The sequence below is a fragment of the Janthinobacterium sp. OK676 genome, from assembly GCF_900103595.1.
Classification (GTDB): Bacteria; Pseudomonadota; Gammaproteobacteria; order Burkholderiales; family Burkholderiaceae_D; genus Janthinobacterium.
Map to the genome: position 1 here is coordinate 13,398 of NZ_FNHA01000021.1, position 26,625 is coordinate 40,022.

Annotated in this window: 28 protein-coding genes and 1 riboswitch; of the genes, 14 read left to right on the forward strand and 14 right to left on the reverse strand. The window is 63.1% G+C overall.

Going from position 1 to position 26,625, the window contains the following annotated elements; all coding sequences use genetic code 11:
• Positions 1-12: 12 nt before the first annotated feature.
• From BLU39_RS27430 to tsaB, 4 genes are read right to left on the reverse strand one after another with little or no spacing between them, the layout of a single operon-like run.
• Entirely contained in the window at positions 13-951 is a 939-nt protein-coding gene (locus tag BLU39_RS27430; RefSeq protein ID WP_232731141.1) for a DUF1853 family protein, read from the reverse strand.
• On the reverse strand, positions 944-1,837 hold the full coding sequence (locus BLU39_RS27435) for a uracil-DNA glycosylase (RefSeq protein ID WP_092719475.1): 894 nt from the start codon (positions 1,835-1,837) through the stop codon (positions 944-946). Before BLU39_RS27435 ends, BLU39_RS27430 begins: the two co-directional genes overlap by 8 nt.
• Entirely contained in the window at positions 1,834-2,331 is a 498-nt protein-coding gene (gene rimI / locus BLU39_RS27440) for a ribosomal protein S18-alanine N-acetyltransferase (protein WP_092719478.1), read from the reverse strand. Before rimI ends, BLU39_RS27435 begins: the two co-directional genes overlap by 4 nt.
• Complete coding sequence (gene tsaB / locus BLU39_RS27445) at positions 2,328-3,053, reverse strand: tRNA (adenosine(37)-N6)-threonylcarbamoyltransferase complex dimerization subunit type 1 TsaB (RefSeq protein ID WP_175539439.1); 726 nt, start codon at positions 3,051-3,053, stop codon at positions 2,328-2,330. The genes rimI and tsaB overlap by 4 nt, the downstream gene beginning before the upstream one ends.
• 186 nt (positions 3,054-3,239) lie before the next feature.
• Here tsaB and dapC point away from each other — a divergent pair, with 186 nt between their 5' ends.
• From dapC to BLU39_RS27480, 7 genes are all read left to right on the forward strand, one after another.
• Positions 3,240-4,472, forward strand: coding sequence for a succinyldiaminopimelate transaminase (gene dapC / locus BLU39_RS27450; protein WP_092719482.1), 1,233 nt, complete (start codon positions 3,240-3,242; stop codon positions 4,470-4,472).
• A gap of 23 nt (positions 4,473-4,495) precedes the next feature.
• Positions 4,496-5,323, forward strand: a complete 828-nt coding sequence (dapD, locus tag BLU39_RS27455; protein WP_092719485.1) for a 2,3,4,5-tetrahydropyridine-2,6-dicarboxylate N-succinyltransferase — start codon at positions 4,496-4,498, stop codon at positions 5,321-5,323.
• Positions 5,324-5,445: 122 nt separating this feature from the next.
• Entirely contained in the window at positions 5,446-6,993 is a 1,548-nt protein-coding gene (locus tag BLU39_RS27460) for an FAD-dependent oxidoreductase (RefSeq protein WP_092719487.1), read from the forward strand.
• Positions 6,994-7,127: 134 nt separating this feature from the next.
• Positions 7,128-7,484, forward strand: coding sequence for an ArsC family reductase (locus BLU39_RS27465; RefSeq protein ID WP_092719490.1), 357 nt, complete (start codon positions 7,128-7,130; stop codon positions 7,482-7,484).
• Between the two features lie 85 nt (positions 7,485-7,569).
• The gene (dapE, locus tag BLU39_RS27470) at positions 7,570-8,706 is read left to right on the forward strand and encodes a succinyl-diaminopimelate desuccinylase (protein WP_092719493.1); all 1,137 of its coding nucleotides are present in this window, start codon (positions 7,570-7,572) and stop codon (positions 8,704-8,706) included.
• Positions 8,707-8,762: 56 nt separating this feature from the next.
• Positions 8,763-9,653, forward strand: a complete 891-nt coding sequence (gene prmB, locus BLU39_RS27475; RefSeq protein ID WP_092719496.1) for a 50S ribosomal protein L3 N(5)-glutamine methyltransferase — start codon at positions 8,763-8,765, stop codon at positions 9,651-9,653.
• A gap of 104 nt (positions 9,654-9,757) precedes the next feature.
• Positions 9,758-11,749, forward strand: a complete 1,992-nt coding sequence (locus BLU39_RS27480) for an ATP-binding cassette domain-containing protein (protein ID WP_092719499.1) — start codon at positions 9,758-9,760, stop codon at positions 11,747-11,749.
• 39 nt (positions 11,750-11,788) lie between these two features.
• On the opposite strand, the gene BLU39_RS27485 is transcribed toward BLU39_RS27480, so the two are convergent.
• Positions 11,789-12,271: a chemotaxis protein CheW gene (locus BLU39_RS27485; protein ID WP_092719502.1), complete on the reverse strand. Its 483-nt coding sequence runs from the start codon at positions 12,269-12,271 to the stop codon at positions 11,789-11,791.
• 203 nt (positions 12,272-12,474) lie between these two features.
• Here BLU39_RS27485 and arfB point away from each other — a divergent pair, with 203 nt between their 5' ends.
• Positions 12,475-12,873, forward strand: a complete 399-nt coding sequence (gene arfB, locus BLU39_RS27490; protein ID WP_034749850.1) for an alternative ribosome rescue aminoacyl-tRNA hydrolase ArfB — start codon at positions 12,475-12,477, stop codon at positions 12,871-12,873.
• 3 nt (positions 12,874-12,876) lie between these two features.
• Here the strand turns inward: arfB and BLU39_RS27495 are convergent, their stop codons facing one another.
• Positions 12,877-14,736: a flagellar assembly protein A gene (locus BLU39_RS27495; RefSeq protein WP_232731142.1), complete on the reverse strand. Its 1,860-nt coding sequence runs from the start codon at positions 14,734-14,736 to the stop codon at positions 12,877-12,879.
• A 161-nt stretch (positions 14,737-14,897) separates the two neighbouring features.
• Positions 14,898-15,287, reverse strand: a complete 390-nt coding sequence (locus BLU39_RS27500; protein ID WP_092719505.1) for a hypothetical protein — start codon at positions 15,285-15,287, stop codon at positions 14,898-14,900.
• Between the two features lie 264 nt (positions 15,288-15,551).
• Between BLU39_RS27500 and ompR the strand changes: the two genes are divergently transcribed.
• Entirely contained in the window at positions 15,552-16,253 is a 702-nt protein-coding gene (ompR, locus tag BLU39_RS27505) for an osmolarity response regulator transcription factor OmpR (protein WP_223278807.1), read from the forward strand.
• Between the two features lie 13 nt (positions 16,254-16,266).
• On the forward strand, positions 16,267-17,625 hold the full coding sequence (locus BLU39_RS27510) for a sensor histidine kinase (RefSeq protein ID WP_092719508.1): 1,359 nt from the start codon (positions 16,267-16,269) through the stop codon (positions 17,623-17,625).
• Positions 17,626-17,738: 113 nt separating this feature from the next.
• On the opposite strand, the gene BLU39_RS27515 is transcribed toward BLU39_RS27510, so the two are convergent.
• Together BLU39_RS27515 and BLU39_RS27520 are read right to left on the reverse strand one after the other, a co-directional pair.
• Positions 17,739-18,218 (reverse strand): Imm26 family immunity protein, encoded by a 480-nt coding sequence (locus BLU39_RS27515; protein WP_034749862.1) that lies wholly within the window; start codon positions 18,216-18,218, stop codon positions 17,739-17,741.
• Positions 18,219-18,310: 92 nt separating this feature from the next.
• Positions 18,311-18,616 (reverse strand): ferritin family protein, encoded by a 306-nt coding sequence (locus BLU39_RS27520; RefSeq protein WP_232731143.1) that lies wholly within the window; start codon positions 18,614-18,616, stop codon positions 18,311-18,313.
• A 142-nt stretch (positions 18,617-18,758) separates the two neighbouring features.
• On the opposite strand from BLU39_RS27520, the gene BLU39_RS27525 reads away from it, so the two are divergent.
• Positions 18,759-19,916: an iron-containing alcohol dehydrogenase gene (locus tag BLU39_RS27525; RefSeq protein WP_092719514.1), complete on the forward strand. Its 1,158-nt coding sequence runs from the start codon at positions 18,759-18,761 to the stop codon at positions 19,914-19,916.
• A gap of 67 nt (positions 19,917-19,983) precedes the next feature.
• Positions 19,984-20,081, forward strand: a riboswitch (TPP riboswitch).
• 85 nt (positions 20,082-20,166) lie between these two features.
• A complete protein-coding gene (locus tag BLU39_RS27530; protein ID WP_092719516.1) occupies positions 20,167-22,314 on the forward strand; it encodes a TonB-dependent siderophore receptor in 2,148 nt (715 codons plus the stop codon).
• On the opposite strand, the gene BLU39_RS27535 is transcribed toward BLU39_RS27530, so the two are convergent.
• The 3 genes from BLU39_RS27535 to BLU39_RS27545 all read right to left on the reverse strand — a co-directional run bounded on the left by BLU39_RS27535 (position 22,311) and on the right by BLU39_RS27545 (position 24,076).
• A complete protein-coding gene (locus tag BLU39_RS27535; RefSeq protein WP_232731144.1) occupies positions 22,311-22,862 on the reverse strand; it encodes an AAA family ATPase in 552 nt (183 codons plus the stop codon). The genes BLU39_RS27530 and BLU39_RS27535 overlap by 4 nt on opposite strands.
• Entirely contained in the window at positions 22,859-23,470 is a 612-nt protein-coding gene (gene pnuC, locus BLU39_RS27540; RefSeq protein ID WP_092719544.1) for a nicotinamide riboside transporter PnuC, read from the reverse strand. Before pnuC ends, BLU39_RS27535 begins: the two co-directional genes overlap by 4 nt.
• A gap of 87 nt (positions 23,471-23,557) precedes the next feature.
• Positions 23,558-24,076 (reverse strand): DUF2867 domain-containing protein, encoded by a 519-nt coding sequence (locus BLU39_RS27545; RefSeq protein WP_092719519.1) that lies wholly within the window; start codon positions 24,074-24,076, stop codon positions 23,558-23,560.
• Between the two features lie 67 nt (positions 24,077-24,143).
• Between BLU39_RS27545 and BLU39_RS27550 the strand changes: the two genes are divergently transcribed.
• A complete protein-coding gene (locus BLU39_RS27550; protein ID WP_092719522.1) occupies positions 24,144-24,791 on the forward strand; it encodes a TetR/AcrR family transcriptional regulator in 648 nt (215 codons plus the stop codon).
• Between the two features lie 41 nt (positions 24,792-24,832).
• Positions 24,833-25,324: a hypothetical protein gene (locus BLU39_RS27555; RefSeq protein ID WP_092719525.1), complete on the forward strand. Its 492-nt coding sequence runs from the start codon at positions 24,833-24,835 to the stop codon at positions 25,322-25,324.
• 3 nt (positions 25,325-25,327) lie between these two features.
• On the opposite strand, the gene BLU39_RS28825 is transcribed toward BLU39_RS27555, so the two are convergent.
• A complete protein-coding gene (locus tag BLU39_RS28825) occupies positions 25,328-25,615 on the reverse strand; it encodes a hypothetical protein (protein ID WP_217635120.1) in 288 nt (95 codons plus the stop codon).
• A 65-nt stretch (positions 25,616-25,680) separates the two neighbouring features.
• On the reverse strand, positions 25,681-26,625 hold a 945-nt coding region (locus BLU39_RS28830), incomplete at its 5' end, for a DUF6396 domain-containing protein (RefSeq protein ID WP_254789078.1).

Consider the following 26,625-nt stretch of genomic DNA (forward strand, 5'->3'; position numbering starts at 1 on the left):
CTGACCCCAGCATTACGCTGGTAGCGCGCCTGTTATCCGCCGCGCGGCAGCTTGCTCCGTCCAGTCATGGGGCACGACAAAACCGCGCGTGCGCTCCACTTCCCAGCCTTCGACATTGTCCACCGTGGCCACCATCACCGGTTGCGCCAGATCAAACAACTGCGCCCGCAAGGCGTCGACATCGAGCACGTCCACGTCGCGCCCCTTGAACGGCGCCAGCCATTGCAATCGGGGCAGCACGACATAGCGCTGCTGCGGCAATTGTGTTGGCGTGCACCAGAAGCCATGCCCATGTTCGGGGGAAATGCCGTCCATGGCGGGCGTGGCGCCTGCCGCATAAAACAGCCAGCCCTTGACCAGCGCCTGCGCCGCGCGCACGGGGTGCGCCAGCAGGCTTTGCGCGGCCGGATGACGGGACAAGGCCAGTTGCTTGTCAAGAATCTTGCGCATCTTCAGCCCCAGGGTATCGGCCAGGTTCGGGCCGATCAGGTGGTTGAAGATGCCGGGATCGGGCGCGCCTTCGAGCAGGTAGAACTTGGTGGCGAATTCCCAATGCAGCAGTTCATTCCCGTCATGCAACAGAAAATCGAACTCGCCCACCGTGTCATTGCGGTTCACTTGCACCTGCAAGCCATGCGCAGCCAGCAATCCATGCTGCTCAAAATAAAAGGCCAGCAGCTTTTCAGCATACAGGCCCAGGCGGGAATAGAATTTCGGCCCCAGCGCCGCGTCGAGCGGCGACGGGTCATCCTGCAGCGCGCCCAGCCAGGCCGCGACAGCGGGCGTGACGGGCGCGAGGCTGGCGATGCGCCCGCCCCAGTGGGGACTGGCCGGATCCAGCAAGTCGGGCGAGTCGAGCAGCCAGGCCAGCGCGCGCACGCGGGGGTGCGTCAGATGCCCCCAGCGGCGCTCGAAGCGGGCCTGGAAGGCGCCGACGTCCGACTCAACCACCGTGCGTGCTTTTCGCCAGGCACAGGTCGGCCCAGGCGCGCGCCTTGGCCTTGCCCGTCCCGTCCTGCAGCAGTTGCTCTGGGTGGAAGGTGGCCACGACGGACGCATTGCCCAGCTGGCGCACCTTGCCGCGCACGGGTTTTTCGCCGGGATTGATGCCGGCGGCGGCCATGGAACCGAGGGTGACGATGGTGCGCGGCTGCAGCAGGGCCAGTTCGCGCTCGAAATACGGCCGGCAGGCGGCCGATTCGGCTTCCGTCGGCAAGCGTTCCTGGCCAGCTTCGTCGAGCGGACGGCATTTCAGCAAGTGCGTGATGTACACGTCGCTGCCCGCATCGACTTCGATGGCTTTCAGCATATTGTCGAGCAATTTGCCCTGCTCGCCCGGCAAGGCGCGCCCTTCCCTCTCTTCCAGGCGCGACGGACTGCTGGCCAGCATCAGCCAGGCGCCCTGGCGGTCGCCGCGGCCCATGACGACGCCCTTGCGCGTCTTGCACAAGTCGCAGCGCGCACATTTGGCCACGGCGGCCGTCAAGCCTTCCCAGTCGAGGGCGGCAATATCGGCATCGCTGAACTGTTTGGCAGGCGGCGGTGGCGGCGCATCGTCGAACCAGGCCGTGTCGTCGGGCGTGGCGACGGGAGCTGGCGTAGCTGCAACAGCGGCGGGCGCTTCGGCCTGCACCTCTACGGCCGCCTCGACGACCACTTCGGCGACCACCTCCGTGACGACCTCACTCTCGGCCTCAAGCACGGGCGCCGCCACGGCGATTTCCATCTCCACAGCGGCCTCGGCGACGACGTCAACAGCTTCGGGTGCAAGACCCTGGCGCAGGCGCCACAACGGGCCGACGCCCATTTCATCGAGGAAAACGGCGCTGCGGCTCATAAGGTATAACGCATCACGATGGCGTCCTCACGTTGCGAATTGGCGGCAGGATAATATCCCTTGCGCCGGCCGATCTGTTCAAATCCATAGCGCTGGTAGATATCGAGCGCGCGCACGTTCGACGGGCGCACTTCCAGCAACATCGATTCCATGCCCAGCCGGCGCGCGCAGGCGCAGGACTGGTTCAGCAGGAAACGGCCCAAGCCCTGGCCCTGGATGGCGCCCTCGACGGCCACGTTGAGCAAATGCGCCTCGTCGACGACCAGCATCAGCAAAAAGTAGCCGAGCAAGGTGCCATCCACGTCGCGCAAGACCCAGGCCGGGTAGCCGCTCTTGAGGGAATCGACGAAATTGCCGTGCGTCCAGGGATGCGGATACACGCGCTCTTCCAACGCCAGCACTTCTGCCAAGTCCGCTTCAACCATCGGCTGATAGTCGAGGCGCAGCAAGTCCCAGGCTGCCGCACTGTCCTTGTCCTTGCCCGGTTCCATCATTGTGCCGGCTCCGCAGCGGCCTTGGCCTGTTGCATCTCCTGCCGTTCCGCGCTCGTGTAGGCGATTTTGTTGCGCAAGTACAAAGGCTGCGCCTCGGCCGCCGTCACAAAATGTCCGGCCGTAAAGGCGATGCGCGCCAGTTGCGCCACTTGCATGGCATGCGGCATGATGGCGGCGTCCGCGCTGGCGGCGCATGGCAGCGCGACCAGCGCGTCGGCATAGGCCGCAAAACCGTTGCCGCAACCGACCACGTCGCCTTGCGGCGCGACGCCGGCTGGCGCGCTCAGGGCCGGCGGCAACACGGCTTGCAAGCCATTTTGATACTCATATTGCGCCCAGTACACTTCGCCCATGCGGGCGTCGAGCACGGTCACGATGCGTTGCGCGCCATGCTGCTGGTGGCAAGCGAGCGCCATGGCGTCGAGCGTCACGACGGGCACGACGGGCAGGTTGGCGCCATAGGCCAGTCCTTGCGCGATGCCGCAAGCCGTGCGCACGCCCGTAAACGAGCCGGGGCCGGAGCCGTAGGCGATGGCGTCGACGTCGGCCAGGGTGACGCCCGCTTCGGCCAGCAATTCCTGCACCATGGGCAGGATGGACTGGGAATGGGTACGCACGCCCGATGAGGCGCGGGACAGGACGACATCGCCGCGCAGCAAGGCGCAGGAGGCGAGTTCGGACGACGTTTCAATAGCAAGTAAGGTGGGAAGTAAGGTAGACATAGCGTATTTTACCTTGCCAGGCCCGGGAGCGGCATGCCGTGCAGGTCAACAACAGGCCACTTGCACAGACCATGCGCGAGGACGGCTATAATAAAAGGCTAAGCTGATTGCTTGACCGGCGTCATTGCGCCATGCCCGGCAATCCATACGCGACACTATCACCCCACTCTTGCCCTGGTCCGCTCCGTGAATCCACTTCTTGCTAAACTGCAACCATACCCGTTTGAAAAGCTGCGCCAGCTGTTTGCCGGCGTGACAGTCAATCCCGATTACACGCCCATCAGCCTGGGCATGGGCGAACCCAAGCACCCGACACCGGCCTTCATCGAGCAGGCGCTGACGGACAATATCCACGGCCTGGCCAGCTATCCGACCACCATCGGCTCGGAAGCCTTGCGTACCGCCATCGCCGGCTGGATCGAGCGCCGCTATGGCATCCCCAAGCTCAATCCTGCCACGCAAATCCTGCCCGTGAACGGTTCGCGCGAAGCGCTGTTTGCGCTGGCGCAAACGGTGATCGATCCATCGGCCGGTTCGCTCGTGATCAGTCCGAACCCGTTTTACCAGATCTATGAAGGCGCGACCTACCTGGCCGGCGCCGAACCGTATTTCGTCAATTCCGACCCCACGCGCAATTTCGGCTGCGATTACGACAGCGTTCCCGCGTCCGTGTGGGAAAAGGTCAAGCTGCTGTTCCTGTGCTCGCCCGGCAATCCGACGGGCGCCGTCTTGAGCCTGACGGACTGGGAACACCTGTTCGCCCTGTCCGAGCGCTACGATTTCGTCATCGCCGCCGACGAGTGCTATTCCGAGATTTACCACGGCGACACGCCCCCGCTGGGCGCGCTGCAGGCGGCGCACATGCTGGGCCTGTCCACCACCCTACGCCCGTACGCGCGCCTGGTCGTGTTTTCCAGCCTGTCGAAGCGCTCGAACGTGCCGGGCATGCGCTCGGGCTTTGTGGCCGGCGACGCGGAAATACTGAAAAAATTCCTGCTTTACCGAACCTACCACGGCGGCGCCATGAGCCCCGCCGTGCAGGCGGCCTCCGTCGCGGCCTGGAACGACGAAACCCATGTCGAGGAAAATCGCGCCAAGTACCGCGCCAAGTTCGACGCCATCACGCCGCTGCTGCAATCGGTGATGGACGTGCAATTGCCGGACGCCGGCTTCTACCTGTGGGCCGACGTCAGCCGCACGGGACTGTCCGACACGCAATTCGCGCAACGCCTGTACGCCGAATATAATGTGACGGTATTGCCTGGCAGTTATCTGGCGCGCGACGCGCACGGCATCAATCCGGGCCGCAACCGCATCCGCATGGCCCTCGTGGCCGAAACAGCCGAAGGGCTGGAAGCCGCGTTGCGCATAGTAAAATTCTGCCAGCAGCTTTCCGCATCCGCATCAACCACGCATTAACCCTACATAAACAAGACATCATCATGAGCCAACAACTGCAAACCATCATCGACCAGGCCTGGGAAAACCGCGCCGAGATCAATCCAGGCAACGGCACGGCCGAACTGCGCGACGCCGTCTCCCACGTCATCAATGGCCTGGACAACGGCAGCATCCGCGTGGCCGAAAAAACCACGGGCGACTGGGTGGTCAACCAGTGGGTCAAGAAAGCCGTGCTGCTGTCGTTCCGCCTGGAAGACAACATCGTCCTGCCATCCGACGGCACGATGCAGTTCTACGACAAGGTCCCGACCAAGTTCGCCAACTACACCAAGGAAGACTTCGCCAAGGGCGGTTTCCGCGTCGTACCGCCAGCCGTTGCCCGCCGCGGCAGCTTCATCGCCAAGAACGTCGTGTTGATGCCGTCCTACGTCAACATCGGCGCCTACGTCGATGAAGGCGCCATGGTCGACACCTGGGCCACCGTCGGTTCCTGCGCACAGATCGGCAAGAACGTCCACCTGTCCGGCGGCGTCGGCATTGGCGGCGTGCTGGAACCTATGCAAGCGAACCCGACCATCATCGAAGACAACTGCTTCATCGGCGCCCGTTCGGAAATCGTCGAAGGCGTCATCGTCGAAGAAAACTCGGTCATCTCGATGGGCGTGTACATCGGCCAGTCGACCAAGATCTACGACCGCGCCACGGGCGAAGTCACCTACGGCCGCGTGCCAGCCGGCTCCGTCGTGGTCTCGGGCAACCTGCCTTCGGAAGACGGCAAGTACTCGCTGTACTGCGCCGTGATCGTCAAGCGCGTCGATGCAAAAACCCGCGCGAAAACGGGTATCAACGAGTTGCTGCGCGGTATTTAATTACTGCACCGCAAGGCGCACGCAGCACCCTGAATGTCCCGCTCCGGCGGGACATTTTCATTTCCAGCTAGCAACTTCAATCGTCCCGCTATCCGCTCCCATCCTGTCCTATACTGGATGGCATGAATACACCTCCCGTCCTGATCGTCGGCGCCGGTCCTACCGGCCTCATGCTTGCCTTGCGCCTGGCGCGCCATGGCGTCGATTGCCGCATCATCGACAAAAATAGCGGCCCGGGCCAGGCGTCGCGGGCCATGGCCGTGCATGCCCGCACCTTGGAGTTTTACCAGCAGCTGGGCTTTGCCGATGAGCTGGTCAGCCTGGGCATCAAGATCAACGCCATGCACATCCACGAAGGCGGCGAGGAGCTGGTGAAACTGGCGCTGGGCGAGATCGGCGAAGGCCTGAGCCCCTATCCTTTCGTGCTGAGCCTGCCGCAGGACGAGCATGAACGCTTCCTCATCAGCAAGCTGGCGGCGGCCGGCGTGCACGTGGAGTGGAATGTCGCGCTGGACCTGTGGACGCAGGACGATAGCGAAGTGCAAGCCATCCTGCTGAAAGATGGCGAACGTCAATATTGCACGTTTAACTATATTTGCGGCTGCGACGGCGCCCGCAGCAAGGTGCGCGAGGTCGCCGGCTTCGAGTTCTCCGGCGGCACCTACGACCACCTGTATTACGTGGCCGACGCGCAAGTGGCGGGCAAGAATACGGATTTGCACGCCCACCTGGGCGCGAACTCGTTTGCCCTGATGCTGCCCGTGCGCACCAGCGGCATGCAGCGCCTGATCGGCATCATGCCGGACAGACCGGAAGGTGCGCCGGCGCCCGTCTTCGACGATGTGCGGGAACAGGTGCAAGCCTTGCTGGGCATCGAGGTCGAACACGTGAACTGGTTTTCCACCTATAAAGTGCACCACCGGGTGGCGGCGCAATTTCGTGAACGGCGCTGCTTCATCCTCGGCGACGCTGCCCATTTGCACAGCCCCGTGGGCGGCCAGGGCATGAACACTGGCCTGGGCGACGCCGTCAACCTGGCGTGGAAACTGGCGCAAAAACTGCGGGGCCAGAGCAACGACGCCCTGCTCGATACTTATGAAAGCGAGCGCATCGTGTTTGCCCGCAAGCTCGTCGCCACCACCGACCGCGCCTTCCAGGCCATCGTCGCGCAAGGCATGGCCGGGCAATTCCTCCGGCGCTGGCTGGTGCCGCACGCGCTGCCCTTCCTCTCGGGCTTCGAACGGGCGCGCCGTCTGCTGTTCCGGACCGTGTCGCAAATCCAGATCAGCTATGAAGACAGCGCCCTGTCCGCAGGCCACGCGGAATACCTGCGCGGGGGCGACCGCCTGCCGTGGTTTTCCGACGGCACGCAAGACAATTTTACGGCCCTGCGCAGCATGGATTGGCAATTGCACATCTATGGCGAAGCGGCGCCCGAGCTGCTGGACGAAGCGCGCGTGCTGAAGCTGCCCGTGCATTGCTACACCTATAACGTGGCCGCCAAGCTGGCGGGACTGGGCCGCGACGCGGCCTATCTCGTGCGCCCCGACGGCCACATCGCACTGGCCCTGCACCTGCAGGAAAGCGGCGCCCTGCGCGCCCTGGCCTTTCGGCTGGGACTGCATTTCGGGCCGGCAGACATGAACAAGACGGTGCCACGGCCTGTGTAGAGAAAATATCGGGGACATGTTGCAGCGCCGCATCGAGTGGCGCATCGACTGTATAATGGCGGCGACCATCGCATTTTTCCCTGGCGCAAGCGCCGCGATCAAGCGAACCGCATTCATTCCCCTTAGCCCTACCCATGACGACCATTACACTCTACGGTATTCCCAACTGCGATACCGTCAAAAAGGCCCGCACCTGGCTGGCCGCGCAGCAACTCGATTTCACTTTCCACGACTTCAAGAAGCAAGGCCTGGAACGCGCCACCGTTGCAGCGTGGTTGCGGCAATTGCCGTGGGATGTGCTGGTCAACAAGAAAGGCACGACCTGGCGCGCCCTGTCCGACGAGCGCAAGGCGTCCACCGTCGATGCGGCCAGCGCCTTGGAGCTGATGCTGGAAAACCCGTCCATCATCAAGCGCCCCGTGCTGGACAAGGATGGCCAGTTCAGCGTGGCGTTTTCGGATGCGCAGTACAAGACCATTTTTTCAGTTTAATTTTTCAGTCTAGCCCAACACCTGTAAAGCTGGGGTCAGACCCAAAGGGTCTGACCCCGAGTTGACGCTCCGCCACATACCGCCCATGACCACCTCCAAAACCCTCGCCCTGACCGAAAAACTGATCGCCCTGTCCTCGGTCACGCCCGACGACAAGGGCTGCCAGCAGCACCTGATCGACATCCTCACGCCGCTGGGCTTTGTCTGCGAGACGATACAGTCGAACGACGTCACCAATCTGTGGGCACGCCGCGGTACCACCTCGCCCGTGTTCGTCTTTGCCGGCCATACGGACGTGGTGCCGACCGGCCCCGTCGAGCAATGGCGCTCGCTGCCCTTCATTCCCACGCACCGCGACGGCAAGCTGTACGGCCGTGGCGCGGCCGACATGAAGACGTCGATCGCCGCCATGGTGGTCGCTTGCGAGGAATTCATCGCCGCCACGCCCGAGCATACTGGTTCGATCGCCTTTCTGATCACCAGCGACGAAGAAGGCCCGGCCACGGACGGCACCGTCATCGTCTGCGACAAGTTAAAAGAACGGGGCGAGCAGATCGACTATTGCCTGGTGGGCGAGCCGACCTCGAGCGCGCAGCTGGGCGACATGATCAAGAATGGCCGCCGCGGCTCGCTGTCTGGTCGCTTGACGATCAAGGGCGTGCAAGGCCATATCGCCTACCCGCACCTGGCGAAAAACCCGATCCACGAAGCGGCGCAGGCGCTGGCCGACCTGGTCGAGGAAAAATGGGATGCCGGCAACGAGTATTACCTGCCGACGTCGTGGCAAATGTCGAACATCAACGCGGGCACGGGCGCCAACAACGTGATTCCGGGCGACATGGTGATCGACTTTAACTTCCGCTTTTCCACGGCCAGCACGGCCGAAGGCTTGCAGGAAAGAGTCCACGCCATCCTCGACAAGCATGACTTGCAATACGATTTGCAATGGACCCTGAGCGGCCTGCCCTTCCTCACGCCGCGCGGCACGCTCTCCGATGCGCTGTCGTCCGCCATCCTCGAAGAAACAGGCCTCACGACGGAGCTGTCGACCACGGGCGGCACCTCCGATGGCCGGTTTATCGCGCAAATCTGCCCCCAAGTGATAGAATTCGGGCCGCCCAATGCCAGTATTCACAAGATCGACGAGCACATCGAACTGCGCCACATCGATCCCCTGAAGAATATTTACCGGCGCACGCTGGAGCATTTGCTGCCCGTCTGAACCAGAATACCGAGGCCCGTCACGGCGGGCCAGAACACCGTCTTTTCGAGAATGCCATGACCCCGAACCCGTTTTCCACGCCACGCGACCTGCTGCGCTACGCCGTTACCCGTTTCAATACCGCCAAGCTGTTTTTCGGCCACGGCAGCGCCGAAGCGTTCGACGAAGCGGCCTATCTGATCCTGCACACGTTGAAGTTGCCGCTCGACAAGCTCGAACCGTTCCTCGACGCCAAGCTGCTGCCGTCGGAAATCGCCAGCGTGATGAGCGTCATCGACCGCCGCAGCATCGACCGCGTGCCAGCCGCCTACATCACCAAGGAAGGCTGGCTGGGCACCTACAATTTCTACGTCGACGAGCGCGTGATCGTGCCCCGTTCCTTCATCGCCGAACTGATCCCTGAATACTTCTCGCCATGGGTGGCGGAGCCGGAAGCCGTGGAAAACATCCTGGAACTGTGCACCGGTTCGGGCTGCCTGTCGATCATGATGGCCGACGCCTTCCCGAACGCCACCGTCGACGCCGTGGATATTTCCGCCGACGCGCTGGCCGTGGCCAAGCGCAACGTCGACACCTACAAATTGCAGGACCGCGTCAACCTGATCGAATCGGACCTGTACACGAACGTGCCGGCCAAGAAATATGATTTGATCATCAGCAACCCGCCGTACGTGAATTCCGCGTCGATGGGCGCCCTGCCCCAGGAATATCTGGCCGAACCGCAAATCGCCCTCGACGGCGGCAGCGACGGCATGGACCTGGTGCGCAAGATCATCGCCGGCGCGGCCGAACGCCTGACGGACGACGGCATCCTGATGATTGAAATCGGCAACGAGCGCGAATACGCGGAAGCGGCCTTCGGCGAGCTGGGCCTGACCTGGCTGACGACGAGCGCCGGCGACGACATGGTGTTCCTGCTGACGGCCGAGCAGCTGAAGTTGGGTTAATTGACAAACGCACTACCTCACTCAACCCAACTGCAAATGCCGGGGTCGGACCCTCAGGGTCCGACCCCAGGTTTGCGCCTTTGGGTTAAAACACAAAGAAAAAAATGATACGTTTCCTACAAGTAAGCCTGATGCGCGGCATCAAACCGTTGCTCGAACAAGTCGACGTCACCCTCAATCCGGGCGACAAGATCGGCCTGATCGGCGCCAATGGCGCGGGCAAATCGAGCCTGTTCGCCATGATGCGTGGCGAATTGCACCCTGACCAGGGCGAGATCGATTTCCCGGCCAAGTGGCGCGTGGCTTACGTGGCGCAGGAAACGCCACCGCTGGACCGTGCCGCGCTCGACTATGCGATCGATGGCGACGTCACCTTGCGCAAGCTGGAAGCGGAACTGGCGCGCCTGGAATCGGAACCGGCCACGTCGGAAAACGGCATCGCCATCGGCGAAATCTACAGCGCGCTGGCCGATGCCGACGCGTATACCGTGCAGTCGCGCGGCGAGCAATTGCTGCTGGGCCTGGGCTTTACCCTGGACCAGATGCAGCAGCCGGTAGCGAGTTTCTCGGGCGGCTGGCGCATGCGCTTGAACCTGGCGCAAGCGCTGATGTGCCCGTCCGACCTGCTGCTGCTCGATGAACCGACCAATCACTTGGATCTGGACGCCATCATCTGGCTGGAAGACTGGCTCAAGCGCTACGCCGGCACATTATTGATCATTTCCCATGACCGCGACTTCCTTGATGAAGTCGTCAACGTCGTCGTGCACATCGACGAGCGCAAGCTGAAGCGCTACTCGGGCAACTACTCGAGCTTCGAGCGCCAGCGCGCTGCGCAGATGATCCTGGCCGCGGGCGCGCTGGAAAAGCAGCAGCGCAAGCGCGCCCACCTGGAATCATTCGTGAACCGCTTCAAGGCGCAAGCTTCGAAGGCCCGCCAGGCGCAAAGCCGCATGAAGGCGCTGGCGAAGATGGAAGAACTGGCGCCACTGCGCGCCGCCGCCGAATTCTCGTTCGAATTCCGCGAGCCGCTGAGCGCGCCGAACCCGCTGCTGGTGATGGAAGACGTCGATGCGGGCTACAAGATCGAAAACGAAGCGACGGGCGAGATCACGCATAAAACCATCGTCAACGGCATCAAGTTTTCGCTGCAGATCGGCCAGCGTATCGGCTTGCTGGGCCAGAACGGCGCCGGCAAATCGACCCTGATCAAGACCATCGCCGGCGAACTGATGCCGTTGACGGGCGACGCCACCATGGGCAAGGGCCTCAACATCGGCTATTTTGCCCAGCACCAGGTGGAAATGCTGCGCCACGACGAATCGCCGCTGTGGCATCTGTCGAAGATCGCCCCGACCGTGCGCGAGCAGGAACTGCGCAACTTCCTGGGCGGCTTCAACTTCCCCGGCAACATGGTGACCGCCTCGATCGCGCCGTTCTCGGGCGGCGAAAAAGCCCGTCTGGCGCTGGCCCTGATCGTCTGGCAGCGTCCTAACCTGCTGCTGCTCGATGAACCGACCAACCATCTGGACCTGGAAACGCGCGAAGCGCTGACGGAAGCGCTGGCCCAGTTCGAAGGCACCCTCGTCGTCGTGTCCCATGATCGCCACTTGCTGCGCGCCACCACGGACGAATTCATCATCGTTGCCGACGGCAAGCTGCAGCCGTTCGACGGCGACCTCGATGACTACAAGGACTGGCTGTTCAAGACCAAGCTGGGCAAAGGCACGGATGTGCTGCCGGCCGCCGGCAAGGCCAACAAGACGGACTTCCCCGTCGTTTCGCCCGTCGTTGCCGCAGCAGCCCCTGCCGCGCCCGTACGCGACAAGCGCAAGGAAGCGGAAGAGCGCCAGAAAGCCGCCGCCCTGCGCAAGCCGATCGAAAACAAGATCAAGCGCCAGGAAGAGCAGATCGCCAAGCGCAATGCGCAAAAGGCGGAAACCGACGCCAAGCTGGGCGAGCCGACCATCTATGACGCCGCCAACAAGGCGAAATTGAAGCAACTGCTGGCCGACCAGACCTTCTTTACCAAGGACCTGGCGCAGCTGGAAGCGGAATGGCTCGATCTGCAGGATCAGCTGGAAAAGCTCGGCTAATTCAGTAGCGACAAAAGACGACCCTCGGGTCGTCTTTTTTTATGCCGCCTGCAGGGGGCTGGGGCTGCGGATTGCCATCAGGCGGTCGATGTCGACGAGGATCAGACGGCGCCCCGCCACCGTGCCCAGGCCCAGCAGGTAATCGGCTTCCGCCGCGCCCAGGCCTGACACGGCGGCGATGTCGCTTGGCGCCAGGCTGACGATATCGGTGACGCCATCGACCACCATGCCCATCACGCCATTGCTCAGCTGCAAAATGATCACGTCGGTGGCAGGGTCCGGCGCGCCTTGAGCGCTGCCGAACGCGGCGCGCATGTCGACGATGGGGATGATCACGCCGCGCGAGACGGCCACGCTGTGCAGCACTTCCCCCTCCGAGGAAAAACGGTCGAGTTCCTTCAGCGGACGCAATTCCCGCACGCAGCGGTAGTCGAGGCCGTATTCCAGGCCGCCCAGCCGGAAGCTCAAGTACTGCGTCAGGTATTGCGCGCTTGCGGCGCCAGGCGTGGTCGTGGGCTGCATGGTGTTCCTTTCGTCCGGTAAGCGCTGCCAGGATGCGCAGTGGCGCAATGATGCAACTTTGGCCCCATGCTAACCAGCATCACCACAGGCGGCGTTGAGAAACGTCAACTTTCCAGGAGGCATGCTTAGTCCCGGTGCCCAGCCTTGCGCCGGCGCAGCCAACTTCCCTTACAATACCCACATCATCCCCCAACAGGCAGGCCATGCAGCACCTCGTCAACCCCGCTGAAGTTGAATTTTCCGCCATCCGCGCCCAGGGCCCGGGCGGCCAGAACGTCAACAAGGTGTCCAGCGCCATCCATTTGCGCTTCCCCATCGCCGCCTCGTCGCTGCCGGAAGCGTACAAGGAGCGGTTGCTGGCCCTGCGCGACAGCCGCATCAGCAAGGACGGCGTGCTGGTGCTCAAGGCGCAGCAGTCGCGCAGCCAGGAGCAGAACAAGGAAGAAGCGTTGCGGCGCTTGCAGGAAATCATCGACAGCGTGACCTTCCTGCCCGCCGTGCGCCGCGCCACCAAGCCCACGCGCAGCTCGCAGCGGCGCCGTCTCGACAGCAAGAGCACGCACAGCGTGCTCAAGCAATCACGCGGCAAGGTCACCGATTAAACGCTACGGCGGCGGCGCATACGTCCATTCCAGGCTGCCCGTGCTGTCCGCAAACACGGGCTGCGTGGCCGGCGTGGCGCTGCGCAGCAAGGCCTTGATTTCCTTCGGCGGCCGGTCGTAGACCTTGGCCGGCCCGGGCGGCACGACCATGGCGCGCACCGTCGTCTCGCCATCGATCAGGCCCAGACTGCAGCGCGACTGTCCCGCCGTCGCCTGCCGCTCCTGGCGCAGCTGGGCCACCAGGGCCAGCATCTGCGCGTGCAGGATTTCCGACTGCTTTACCTCCACGCGCAGCCGCGCCACCTCTTTCAGGACGGGCGCGATGCGCGCGGCCAGCTTGTCGTACTGTAGCTGCTGCGTGGGCTGCAGCTGCAGCTCGCCGCGCCGCAGCTGGCCCGCCAGGGTCAGATAGTTGCGCACCTCGGGCAACTGCGCGATGGCGTCGATCTCCTGCTGGCGCTTGTGTTGCACTTGCAGGAACTGCGCCGCCTTCGCCAGGCTTTCCGCGATCTTTTGCTCGACCGCGCTCAGGTCCGGCACGAGGGGAAACAGCAGCATCTCCACCTGCTTGCGGGGGCCGGCGCTGCCGATGCGGATGGTGCGCGCCGCCACGGCGCAGCCTTCGGCCAGTTCGATGACGACCTCGTCGGCAATGATCTCGCAATTGCTGGCACTGTCGATCACCACGCGCGTGCCGGCGATGACGCAGCTTTCCGCGCGCTTCACGTGTACTTCGCCGCTCAGCGCCTGCAGCACGGAACCGGAAGCGACGCCCTCGACGCGCACGTCGCCATGCTCGTTGAAGGCCGTACCGCCCACCAGGTTGCGGCGCAATAAGATCAGCCCGCCATGCGAGTGCAGATGGCCATACACATCGCCATGGATGGTGATGTCGCTGCCGTCGAGCTGGCGCTGTTCCTGCACTTCGCCATATTCCTCGTAGGCGGCGCGCAGCTTCAGATTGCCCGTGGTGCGGCTGCTGACGCCTTCGCGGCTGACGATCTTGTTTTCGACCGCCATCTTGCCGTGCTCATCGACATTCACATAGCCATCCATGGTGGCGACGAGAAAATCCCCATCGCTGAAATGCTCGGCCGCCGTGCCAGGCCCCGCCACCGTGGCCAGGTCCAGCTCCAGCGGCGCGGGCGGCGGCAGCGCCTTGCCGGCCAGGTCGTAGCCGGGCAAGCCGGGCGTGCCAGGCAGCAGACGCAGCAAACGCGCGTGTTTTTTCACTTGCGGAAAGCGGTTCTTGAAACTGAGCAAATCGAGGCGGCCATCGGAGCGTTCGCGCGGCGCATCGTCGCGATGGATGCCTTGCGACACTTCAACGAGCTGGGCGTCGCGCCCCGGCTGCGGCGGCAGCACGCGCGCCACCGTGATGCGCTCGGCCTTGCCGCTGGCGAGGATGGCGCGCACGGCCGCGCTATCGATGCCGTAGTGCACGCCCTTGCACCACAGGTCGGCCACCAGCTCGTCAAATTCGCGGCGCGCCGGTACCTGCCCATCCGCGTCCGCCGTCAAGGCTTCAAAGTAAAATTCGGCGCTGTCGCCGCGGATCTTGACCTGTTGGTACAGCGCGCGGCGCTGGGGCGGGAATGGCGCCACGCACACGGCGATGCGCAGCAAGGCGTCGCCCTTGGGCGCGGCGCGGGGCGTGGGAGCATGGAACAGGGTCAGCAGGAACAAACCGTAATCGAGGCCGGCCAGCAACTGCCCCGACTGGAACAGCTGGCCGACGGCGTCGCGCAGCTGCGCCGGCGCCAGCGACATGTCAAGGCACACGCCCTCGTCGCGCTGGACCAGGCCGTGCGGCAAGCCGCCCGCGGGCGCCGCATCCGGAACGGGTGTGTCGTCGTCGCTCACCACTTGCCTCCCCCGGCAACCATGTCAGAAAATTGTATCAGTGCACTAGAACAATATCACGGGGCGTGGTCGTGTGCCTGACTGAGCAGCAATGTTGGCGGCCAGATGCAAACAGGGCCATGTCTTGCGAGATGGCCCTGTCGGATGGGGTTGTACACCGCCTAGCGGCGCGGCGGATTCGAGTAGATGTCTTGCCCCACTTCGTTGATCTGGCGGCGCAGGTCGCGGCGTTCGTCGGGCGTCATGCGGCCCGTGCGGCGCGAGGCGTCGGCGCCTTCGTTGGCGCGGCGCTGCTCTTCGGCGCGCGTGTCGAAACTGCGTGCGTCACGCTGTTCGCGCAAGCGCGTATCATTGCTGTTGCTGCGCTGCACCTGTTCATACCGCTGCGCCTGCATTTGCTGCTGGTCGTCACGACGCGACGGCGGCTGATTTTGCGCTGACGCCAGGCTGGCGGCAAACACGGAGCAAACGGCAAATGCGGACAGCACAACGGTACGTGCGGCAATAGCTGCGCTGGGAGCGGCGTGAATTTTTTTAGTAAAGATATTCATTGAGTTCCTCTTCCGCGATGCCGTATAAACTTAAAGCTGATTTCCACTGTGGCCCCAGTGTATGATGCTTTACACGGTGCAGTAAGAGTAATTGGGTAAAGTTTGTAACACTTTGTAATGGGTCGCCACAGCCCCTTGCCGACGCCGCGCGAGGCGTTACTATAGCAACTAATATAAGATAACACGACACCCTAAATGACCACAACCTCCACTTCCGGCAGCAATACAACAACGCAATCGATCCACGGCCACCAGGCGAAAATCATGGTGGTCGATGACGATGTGCGCCTGCGCGACCTGCTGCGGCGCTACCTGACCGAACAGGGCTTCAATGTCTTCACGGCGGAGAGCGCGACGGCCATGAACAAGCTGTGGCTGCGCGAACGCTACGACCTGCTCGTGCTCGACTTGATGCTGCCGGGCGAAGACGGCCTGTCGATCTGCCGCCGCCTGCGCGGCGCGGGCGACCAGACGCCGATCATCATGCTGACGGCCAAGGGCGAGGACGTGGACCGCATCGTGGGCCTGGAAATGGGTGCCGACGACTACCTGCCGAAACCGTTCAATCCGCGCGAACTGGTGGCCCGCATCGGCGCCGTGCTGCGCCGCAAGGGTCCCGATGAAATCCCGGGCGCCCCGTCGGAAACGCCGCAAACGTTCGAGTTCGGCGACTTCGTGCTGGACCTGGGCACGCGCACCCTGAAAAAGAATGGCGAAACGGTGCCGCTGACGACGGGCGAGTTTTCTGTGCTGAAAGTATTTGCCCGCCATGCGCGCCAGCCGCTGTCGCGCGAAAAACTGATGGAACTGGCGCGCGGACGCGAGTACGAAGTGTTCGACCGCAGCCTGGACGTGCAGATTTCGCGCCTGCGCAAGCTGATCGAACCAGACCCGTCGAGCCCACTGTTCATCCAGACCGTGTGGGGCCTCGGCTACGTCTTCATCCCGGACGGACAGCCGCGCTGATCGCAGGCGAGGCATGATGAAGCTTGTTCCCGATATCAGCCTGGCGCGGCTGAAAAGCGGCCTGTTCTGGCGCACCTTTTTGCTGCTGGGCACTTTGACCACGGTCAGCATGATCACCTGGATCGGCATGATTTCCGTCATCCAGCGCGAGCCGCAGGCGCAGCAGATTTCCGCCCAGATCATTTCCGTCGTCACCATCACGCATGCGGCATTGACGCACTCGGCTCCCGAACTGCGGCGCGAGCTGCTGTTCGACCTCGTCAGCAATGAAGGCATCCGCATCTTCTCGCTGGAAGAGGACGACCGCATCGAGCCGCCGCCCGACAATTACCTGATGCCCGAGATCGAGGCGCTGGTGAAAGCTAAGCTGGGCAAGGACACGCGCTTTTCCGCGCGCGTCAACGGCGTGGCCGGCTTCTGGGTCAGCTTCAAGATCGACGACGACGAGTACTGGCTGATGCTGGACCGCGAGCGCCTGCGCGGCCTGACGGGCTTCCAGTGGCTGGGCTGGGCCAGCCTGGTGTCCCTGCTGTCCCTGCTGGGCGCGGCCATCATTTCCAGCCTGATCAACCTGCCGCTGTCGCGTCTGACGGCGGCCGCGCGCGACATCGCCAAGGGCAAGCAGCCGGCGCCCTTGCCGGAAAAAGGCCCGATCGAAATCATCGAGGCGAACCGCAGCTTCAACCAGATGGTCGACGATCTGCAACAGGTGGAATCGGACCGCGCCGTGATCCTGGCGGGCATTTCGCACGATTTGCGCACGCCGCTGGCGCGCATGCAGCTGGAAGTGGAAATGGCGAACCTGTCGGACGAGGCGCGCGAAGGCATCCAGTCCGATATCGGGCAGATGGACGCCATCATCGGCCAGTTCCTCGACTATGCCAAGCCGACGGAAGCGTCGAGCTTTACGGACGTCGACCTGAGCGGTTTACTCAGCGACATGACGCGCGAAGCCATGCGCCTGCCGGACGTGAAGATCAACGCCACCATCGCCGATGGCGCGCATGCGATGGGCAACCCCACCGACTTGCGCCGCGTATTGAACAACCTGATCGAGAATGCGCGCCGCTATGGCAAGACGCCGGGCAGCGACATGACGGAAATCGACATCGCCTGCCAGGTACGCACCAGCCACGGCGCAAAAAAGGTCATCATCGAGGTGCAGGACCACGGCACGGGCGTGCCGGCGGAAAAGATCGAGCAGCTGATGAAACCGTTCACCCGTCTCGACACGGCGCGCGGCCAAGCCAACGGTGCCGGCCTGGGCCTGGCCATCGTCGACCGCGTGCTGCTGCGCCACGGCGCCGAATTACAGGTGCGCAACCGCGAAGGCGGCGGCCTGGCGTTTCAGATCAGTTTGCCAGCGGCGTAGGTCGGCTTAGCGCAAGGCGCGTAAGCCGACACCACCAGCGGCCTTGGCCAACAATGTTGTCGGATTACGCGAGGCAAGGCCTCGCTAATCCGACCTACGCCGCCGGACCGCGGTCAAGCGGACGCCTGCTCCTGCGCCAGCAATTTACTCATCAACAATTCCGTCGCCCCATAGCCGTACAGGGAATCGCTTTCCATGCCCGGCGTATCGAAGGGGATCGATTCCTCGCGATTCAGCTTGGCAGGATCGGCGTCCGCATAGCTGGCGCGCCAGGCGCGCTGCAAGGATTCATTGCGACGGATAAAGGCCGGCATGGGCCAGTCATCACGGTTCCAGTGGGGACTGTCGCCCAGCAGGGGCCAGCGCTCGTTGAGCAGGGCCATGTCTCCCGTGCGCAGGCGGCGCACGGCCTGTTCCGGCCGCAAGCCTTCCAGCTCCTGCAGCGTGGGCAAGCTGTCGCGCTTGGGCCCGAACATATACGCCAGCATGATGCGCCCGGCAGGCGCCCTGCGCGCCACCACGCCGACGGCATAACCGCCGCCCGGCAGGGGCACGGCAAACCAGCTGCCTTCTCGGTATGGTAATGATTTCATTCTGTAAACTCCCCCAAAATCGTGTTCGGGGCACAGTCTACGCGAAGCGATGCGAAAGTGGCGCATGGTACACCACAACAACAAACCAATAGTTACAATATTTTCTCGTCATAGTGATACTGGGCAACTATCGGCCCCGCCTTGAACAGCGCTTCCTTCATGGCCGTGTCCAGGCGCGCGTCGCGGCGGCGCATCCATTCGAGCAGCATCGCCACTTCCTTGCGGCTCGTGTCGCCCGCATGCGCGAGCACGCGGCGCAGTTCCGGGTCCGTGCACGCCTCGAAGCGCTGGCTGTTCAAGTCCAGCGCCTGCAGTGCGGCGATGGTGGCGCCGATGGCGCGGTGCATGTCGAGCGCGGTGGCCGGCAGGCCGGATTCTTCCAGTGGGACGGTGGTCATGCGCATTCCTTTTCGCGTGGTGGTGACATCGGCTGCATTCTCCACCGCGCGGGCGAAAAGCTCAAGCGTCCACGACACGTTTCCACCCGTTCGGCCATAATCATGGCTCAGCAACAGCCTAAACCCCAGCGGCAGGAGCCCCATGTTCAATTTCGACTTTTACAATCCGACGCAAATCCTCTTCGGCCAGGGCCAGATCGCCGCCATCACGGCGCTGATCCCGCCCCAGGCCAGAGTGCTCATGACGTATGGCGGCGGCAGCATCCGGCAGAACGGCGTCTACGATGAAGTCAGGGCGGCGCTGGCCGGCCATACGGTGCTCGAATTTGCCGGCATCGAGCCCAATCCCAGCTATGAAACGCTGATGCAGGCCGTGGCCCTCGTGAAAAGCGAGCGCATCGATTTCCTGCTGGCCGTCGGCGGCGGCTCCGTGGTCGATGGCACCAAGTTCATCGCCGCCGCCGCCCTGCATGAGGGCGAGGCGTGGGACATCCTGGCCAAGGGCGGCAAGATCGTCGAAGCGGCCCTGCCCTTCGGCACCGTATTGACCTTGCCGGCCACGGGTTCCGAAATGAATGGTTCGGCCGTGATCACGCGCAAGGCCACGCAGGAAAAGCGCTCGTTCATGAGCCGCAAGGTGTATCCGAAATTCTCCGTGCTGGACCCGTCGAAAACGTTCACCTTGCCGCTGCGCCAGGTGGGCAATGGCGTCGTCGACGCGTTTGCGCATGTGATGGAGCAATACCTGACCTACCCGGTGAACGCCTCCGTGCAGGACCGCTTCGCCGAAGGCATTTTATTGACCCTGATCGAGGAAGGCCCGAAGGCGCTGTCGCATCCGGATGACTACGACGTGCGCGCCAACGTGATGTGGAGCGCCACCCTGGCCTTGAACGGCCTGATCGGCGTGGGCGTGCCACAGGACTGGTCCACGCACGCCATCGGCCACGAATTGACGGCCTTGTACGAGCTCGACCATGCGCAAACCTTGGCCATCATCCTGCCCAGCATGCTGCGCGTGCGCAAGCAGGCCAAGCGCGCCAAGCTGCTGCAGTACGCGGCCCGCGTCTGGGGCCTGGACGGCGGCGACGAGGATGGCCGCATCGAGGCGGCCATCGCGCGCACGGAATTCTTCTTCCGCCACATGGGCGTCAAGACGCGCCTGGCCGACTACGGCCTGAACCATGCGAGCGTGGATGCCGTCGTGTCCGCCCTGGAAGCGCACGGCATGACGGCGCTGGGCGAGCAGCGTGAAATCACGCCCGCCATCAGCCGCAAGGTGCTCGAGCTCAGTTTGTAGATTCACACCACACTGTTGTAAAACGGTCAGCCGGGTGGGACAGCTGGCCGTGCTTCATGCTAAGCTGTCGTTTCGCTAGGGGTCCTGGAGCAGTCATCCGGGTGAGAGATACCCTTCGTACCTGATCTGGATAATGCCAGCGAAGGAAAGCGCAAAGTACCTCCCTCCTTTGATAGCTCCTGCGTTGGCGCCAGCCGAACAAGCAGCCTGCCGTGCTCTGTACAGAGACGGCTTGAACCACGAGCAATCTATGTCCACACCGAATTTATCCGTTTCTGTACTGACCCTGGCGATCCTGCACGCGTTTGCCGCACCGGCCTTTGCCGCGAATGACGCCACCGAAGCCGCCGACCCGCAGGCCCAAAGCATGGCCGAAGTCGTCGTCACGGCCAGCAAGGCGCCGGCTGCCAAGCGCGCCTCCGTGGGCGGCTTTTCCGACGCGCCGCTGCTGCAGACGCCGGTATCCGTCACCGTCATTTCGCAGAAAGACATGCAGGACTTGCAGATCCGCAATCTGAGCGATGCAGCCAAGCTCGACACCAGCATCAACGACGCCTACAACGCCGTCGGCTATGCGGAACAGTTTTCCATTCGCGGCTTCAAGCTCGACAATAATTCCAGCTACCGCAAGGATGGCGTGGCCATTCCTGGCGATACGCAGATTCCGCTGGAAAACAAGGAACGCATCGAAGTGCTGAAAGGCCTGGCCGGCTTGCAGGCGGGCGTGGCCGCGCCGGGCGGCGTGATCGACTTCATCGTCAAGCGTCCGACCGCCGCGCCGCTGCGCACCGTCACCGTGGAAACGCGCGAGCGGGGCACCCTGTACGGCGCCGTCGACCTGGGCGGACGCCTGGAAGACACGCGCTTCGGCTACCGCGTGAACGTGGCGGCCGAGCGCCTGCGCTCCTACATCAAGGGCGCGGACGGCAACCGCAAGTTCATTTCCGGCGCCTTCGACTGGCAGATTTCGCCGCAAGCCCTGCTGCAACTCGATGCCGACTACCAGGACAAGGCACAGGCGACGGCGCCCGGCTTCCAGCTGTTGAACAATAAAACTTTGCCGACCGGCATCAGCGCCGACGCCATGCTCAACCTGCAGCCGTGGACGCGCCCCGTGGAAACCGTCACCAGCAACATCGGCCTGCGCTTCCAGTACGCGTTCAATGACGACTGGCACGCGACCCTGTCGGCCAACCAGCACTCATTCAAGCGCGACGACTACACGGCCTTCCCGTACGGCTGCGGCGCGCAAGACTTGTATCCTGGCTTCTGCGGCAATGGCGACTACGACGTGTATGACTACCGCAGCCTGGGCGAGACGAAAAAGCCGCTGAGCGCGCAAGCCATGATCCAGGGCAAATTCGCCACCGGATCCCTGCGCCATGAATTCACGGCCGGCGTCTCGACCTTCCGTCGCAAGGACCGTGCCGGCCTGTACGTGTACGACTGGGTGGGCGTGAGCAACATCTACCAGCCGCAAATCGTCGGCACCTCGCCCGGCGTCACGGGTCCCGTGCGCCTGGTGCGCAAGGATACGGAAAACTCCGTCTTCGTGCAGGACATCGTCAGCCTGGCCCAAAACTGGAAGCTGCATGGCGGCTTGCGCCATATCGACGTCGACGGCTACCAGTACGTATTGAAGGCCGACAAGGAAATCCGCGCCAAGCACGACTTCCTGCTGCCCAACGTGTCGCTCGTCTACACCCCGCTCGACAATGTCTCCGTGTATGCGGCCTATTCGCAAGGCATGGAACATGGCGGCACGGCCGACCGCAAGGCGATGAATGCCAACGAGGAACTCACGCCCAGCCGCTCCAAGCAGATCGAGCTTGGCGCGAAGATGGACGTGACGCCGGACTTCATGGTGGCGGCCAGCCTATTCCAGATCCGCAAGGGCCTGGAATTCCAGAATGCCGCTGGCTACTTCGTGCGCGAAGGCCAGGCCCAGCACCGCGGCCTGGAATTGTCGGCCCAAGGCAAGGCATCGTCCAGCCTGAGCCTGGGCGCGTCCGTGACGGCACTGAACAGCCAGCAGTCAGGCACGGGCAATGCCGACCTCGATGGCAAGCGCGTACCCAACGTGCCGGCCTTCAAGGCAGCCGTGCATGCGGACTACGCCGTACAGCAAGTGGCGGGCTTGAGCGTCAATGGCAGCTGGGAATTTGCGGGCAAGAAAGCGTTTGAGTACAACAACACGACCTTCGTGCCGTCCTACCACGTGTTCAACCTGGGCGCCGCCTGGGCCACGCGCATCGCCGGCACGCGCGCCGTGCTGCGCGCCGCCGTCAACAACGTGGCCGACAAGTTCTACTGGCGCGACGTGACGCCGGAATCGGACGGCTATCTGTATCCAGGCGCCAGCCGCACCTTCAAGGTGTCGGCGCAATTCGACTTTTAATTGAGGGAAATGGCAGGCGCCGCAGCCAGCGCCTGCTGCAGCAAGGGCGCCGCCTGTTCCAGGCGCGCCTCCAGGCTGTCGTGCAGCACGTGGTAGGCGATGCCGCGCGCGTCCAGCTCGTCGAGCAGGTAGCGGTAGATCAGCTGGCGCACGGCTTCCGACTCGCGCTGCAAGCCGTCGGCCACCCACGGGCTGTCGGGCGCCGTCACCAGGGTCAGATCGTACTGCGTGGCATCGGCCAGCGCCGCCAGCGGCGCATCGGCGCCGTCGAAATAATGACGGCTGTAGACCAGCGTCATCAACGGTGTCGTGTCGCAAAACAGGAAGTTGCGCGCTTGCGCGGCGGCTGCCGCCTCGCGTTCGACTTGTGTGCGCGCAATGCCAAACTGGTCTGCCGCCACGGGCACCCTGCCCTGCTTCTCGACGAATTCACGTAAATACTCGGGCACCCAGACGGTGCCGTAGCGCTCGGCCAGGGCGGCCGCCAGGGTCGACTTGCCCGACGATTCCGCGCCCAGGATGGCCACGCGCACGCAAGGCGCCGTCACTTGAGGACCATCGCATCGGGTGCGGCCGGCGCCGACTTTTTCCACGCCAGCAAGCCGATGATGGCCATCACGACGAAGAAGGCATACAGCACGGCCGTCAGGGTCAGGCCCTTGTGCACATACAGCCACACGTACAGCACATCGACGACGATCCAGGCGATCCAGTTTTCCAGCTTCTTGCGCGACAACAGGAATTGCCCTACGAGGCTGCCTGCCGTGAGGAAGCCGTCCGCATGGGGCACGTCCGTGTCCGTCGTCGTCAGCAGCCAGGCGATCAGCAGGAAGCCGATCAGCCAGCCTGCGCCGCAGGCCAGCCAGCCGCGTCCGTTCAGTCGCGTGACGGGCAAGGTCTTGCCGCCGCTGGCCGGATGCAGCCACTGGTACCAGCCCCAGAACGAGACGCTGATGAACAGCAGTTGCAAGGCCATGTCGCCATACAGGCGCGACTCGAAAAACACGAAACCGTAGGCGGCCGAGGAGATGATGGCGAACAGCCACGCCCAGTGATTCTGGCGGATGTTCAGCGCAACGGTTGTCAGTGCCAGGACAAAGGAAATCAGTTCAAGCGGCGTGGTGGCAAAACCCAGCAGGAGAAGCGTATCGTTCATGGGAATCGTGATGAGGCTGGTGGTGCAGTATGCAATACCGGCCATGAATAAGCAAGATTGCCCGCACCGTCAGCCCCCCTTCCCGGCTCAGGCGAAGCCCGCCCTGGCCGCGCGCGCCAGCGAGTGCCGCACGATCAGCTTGTGGAAAGGCCGGATCAGCAAGATATAGGCGCGTCCCACCCAATTATGGCAATGCACGACGCTGGCCACGGTCACGCAGCCATGCCGGCCATCTTGCTTGCTGCGCAGCACCGACAGGCGGAAATCCAGGTGGCTGTCGTCCTCGCCCAGGATGATTTCATCGGGGCTGACGGCAAAGATGCGGAAGATGCCGATGCGCTTGCCGGGCCGCGCCTCCATCTGCTTTGCCGTCCGGATGCCGAAGCGCGCCACGATGGCGTCGCGCACCACCATCAGCTTGCGCGCCCAGCCCGGCTGACTGCCCAGCAGCGCGCGCGCCAGGTTTTCCATGTCCATCTGGCGCGCCTGCGCAGTCGGCAGCGCGACGGCATACGCGTCGGCCAGGTTGCTGCCCGGGTACAAGGGTGCGATGCTGGCACCGGGCGGCAAAGCCACGGCGCGTACCACGTTGCCTATCTCTTGCATGTGCTCTCCATGTTTTCAGTGATAACATGGCCATCATACACGACAATGTGAACAGCGATAACATAAGATGAGCACGAACAGCAATTATCATCACGGCAACCTGCGGGATACCTTGGTCGCCGCCACCATCGCCCAGCTGGCCCAGCAAAGCGACGCGGCCCTGTCGCTGCGCGAACTGGCGCGCACGGTGGGCGTTTCGGTTGCCGCCGTGTACCGCCACTTTCCCAGCAAGGAAGCCTTGCTGGCCGAGGTGGCCGCAGCCGGCTTCGCCAGCCTGATCGACAAATGGGAAACGCAGTTGCCGCCGCCAGGCAGCCTGCCCGCCGACCAGCGGTTTCAGCTGCTGGGCCAGCAATACATCGAATTCGCCCTGGCGGCGCCCGCGCATTACCGGCTGATGTTCGAGCACCAGGACGTGCGCCAGTTCCCCGCCCTGCAGGAAGCGGCACAAGCGTGCTTTCAATACGTGCTGCAGACAGCCGGCGCCGCCGTGCGCGAAGCGGGCCTCGACCCGCGCTGGGACAAGGCCGCCGCCAGCGCCGGCTGGTCGCTGGGCCACGGCTATGTGATGCTGCTCTTGAGCGGACGTCTGGCCATGGCGGATGGCGGCGACGACCTGTCGCCGGCCATGGTGCCGCGCTTTTTCCAATTGCCCGTGGAAGCGTTGCGGCAGGCCGCCTTGCCAGGCGGGACTACCGCAATCCAGTCAAATTGACTCAATTATTGAAAGGCGCCACCTTCAGGAGCGCATGATTCATGCACAACATATCGATAGACATGCTCTCGGTGATCGCCAGGCAATGCATTGCCGTGACGTGCCTGCAGCGCTTTTGCCAACGCCTTGACATTCGCCATCCGGCCCTGTCCGCGTTCGCCGGCCACGTATGGAAAATAACGCAGGTCACGTCTGGGGATTTTGCGGCCTGGGAACGCGGCTTTGCCTCCTTGCCCGTGACGGGCATGGGCGACCCCTGGCCCGACGACATCCGCATGGCCATCCCTGTGCACCTGCTCGGCGCACTGGATGAACTTGTTCAGCACGTGCTGGAAACGAGCGCCTGCACCTGGCATGGCGACGACCTACCGGCAAGCCGGCGCCAGCTGGAAGCCGTGCTGGACATCTGTGCCCGGCATGACGTGGCGGTGCCGCAGCTGGCGCACTATGTGCAGCACGATGCGGCGCCGCGCGGCGGCTGGGGGCCGGTGCTGACGGACGAAGAAGTCAGGGCCTGGCAAGCCCTGATATAGCCTTCACGCCAGAAGGCCTTGGCGCACCTGCTCGAGCAGGCGCTCCTCTTCCTCCGTATCGGCATCGACTTGCGTGACCACGGTCCAGAATGGCGCACACGTCTTGATTTGGTCGAAAGCATGATGCGTTTCAAGCCGCACCATCGTTTTCCTCAGGCTGTGCAGATAGCCTTCTTCGAGGGTATCGAGCAACTCCTCATCGGCAGCGTCGATGAGCTCGCTCAACGCGCTGGCTATCCTTGCATGGCCCTCTTCCCATAATTGTCCGATTTCCGGCACATCGGCTTCCATGCACTCGTTCGACCAGTCCGGAGGATAGTCACCGCGCTCCCTGTTCCCGGGATCGGTATCAAAACTCAGCGAAAGGGACGGGAACGATACGGCGTTAAAGGCAAACGCTGAAAATGCCTGGTCCTTGAATGGGGACGCACCCAGCAGCGCCAACGATGCGTTGGCCAGCCTGAACCAGCTTGCTTCAACGTCATAGGCCGCTTCAAACGCGTGCCAATCCAGCGGCAAATCAGGAGTCTGGGGCATGGGAACCTGTCGAAAAAGAATAGCGGTGGATAGTGCGGGAAATTATACGTGGCGTGGCCAATGCGGCTGGCAGTGGCGCGTGAGCAGTGCGCGCGATGCCGGGACGGCAAACCGGCGGCTTGCCAGTATGCGGAAAATGGCGCAGTCGGCGCGTCGCTGTGCAAGCCGGTGAGATGCAGCACATAGTCGGCGGCCAGGAAATATGGTTTTTGTAACAGCGAGGCGGCGCTTGGCTTCGGGATCGCTGGCGGTGGGCGCACGCCCGTGGCGGCATGCAGCAAGGTATCCCTGTCACCATTCCAGGGCGGCAAATCGGCGGGGGGCAGTGGCAATACCTTGTCCAGATTAGGAAAGCGCGCGTTGGGATTGAATCCCAGTTCACGACTAAGTACGCCGTAACGTTCCGCTCGCGCTTTATCGATATACGGAACCAGCATATTTGCAAGATCAAACGGATCGCCGAATTCAATCGTGAGTTTGTTTGCGCATTTCTCGCAGCCGAATGCTACGCCCTCATGTAGAACTCTAAGAGCAAGTGCTTTAGTTTCTGGCGTACGCGGCCCGCTAACTCTCCCTGTGGCCATTCTCGGGGAGGCATACATGTAAGATAAATTATATGCAACTGGTCCGTACCCCTGGGAAAATGCACATTCCATCATCTTTATTGCAACAGGAATATTAGCCCAATACCCTGCGCCTTCATTTGCAGGACCTACATTTAGTTTATCTGACAAAAAATCCATCGCTTGAGGATTACCCATCTG